We start from the raw sequence: 836 nt of genomic DNA, 5'->3' as shown, positions 1-836 counted from the left end.
CTAGGCTGCGGACTCATAAGCGCGGGTCCATAGTCTTGAGCAGACGAGAAGGACGGCGGCCAGGTAGTTGGTCGCGGTTTTTTCGTATCTGGTTGCGATCTTTCGGAACTGCTTGAGCTTGCTGAAGAAGCGTTCGACGAGGTTTCGCTCGCGATAGAGCGCCGGATCGACCGTCCGCTGGACCTTGCGGTCGCGCTGGGTCGGGATGTGCCCTCTGCCACCGCGCGCGGCAATCAGGTTGAGGACGGCGCGGGCGTCATAGCCCCGGTCGGCGACCACGTCGCCGGGCGCGGGATGCATCGCGAGGAGATCGGCCACCGCCGCCTTGTCGGAGGCCTGGCCCGCCGAGAGAGTGATGGCGACAGGCAGACCCCGCCCATCGACCATCGCATTGATCTTGGTGCTCAATCCGCCACGAGAACGACCAAGGGCGTGATGCGCCCCCCTTTTAGGGTCGCCGCCTGCTGGTGCGCCCGGATGATGGAGCTGTCGATCAACAGCATGCTGTCTGGCGATTTCTCGGCCAGGGTCTCGAAGACCCGGACCCAGACGCCTGCCTTAGCCCAGCGATTGAAGCGGTTGTAGATGGTGGTTGGCGGGCCGTAACGCTCCGGAAGATCGCGCCAGGGCGAGCCGGTCCTCAGCACCCAGAATATCCCGTTCAGCACTCGCCGGTCATCCACCCGCGCAACACCACGCGGCTTGTCCGGCAGCAGCGCTCGGATCAGATCCCATTCGAAGTCCGAAAGATCAAAACGCGCCATCACCACCTCCATCGAGGCGAGTGAATCACGCTTCAGAACCCGCGGAAATCCCGTTTATGAGTTCACAGCCTA

1 pseudogene is annotated in these 836 nt (G+C 63.2%); it reads right to left on the bottom strand.

The window, feature by feature from the left end:
* Positions 1-764 (bottom strand): annotated as a pseudogene (locus tag I7S92_RS22985) (IS5 family transposase).
* Positions 765-836 lie beyond the last annotated feature (72 nt).

The sequence above is a fragment of the Tabrizicola soli genome (assembly GCF_015999335.1).
Lineage (GTDB): Bacteria > Pseudomonadota > Alphaproteobacteria > Rhodobacterales > Rhodobacteraceae > Tabrizicola > Tabrizicola soli.
The sequence above is the reverse complement of the archived record's forward strand: the minus strand, read 5'-3'. Positions and strand labels throughout refer to the sequence as shown.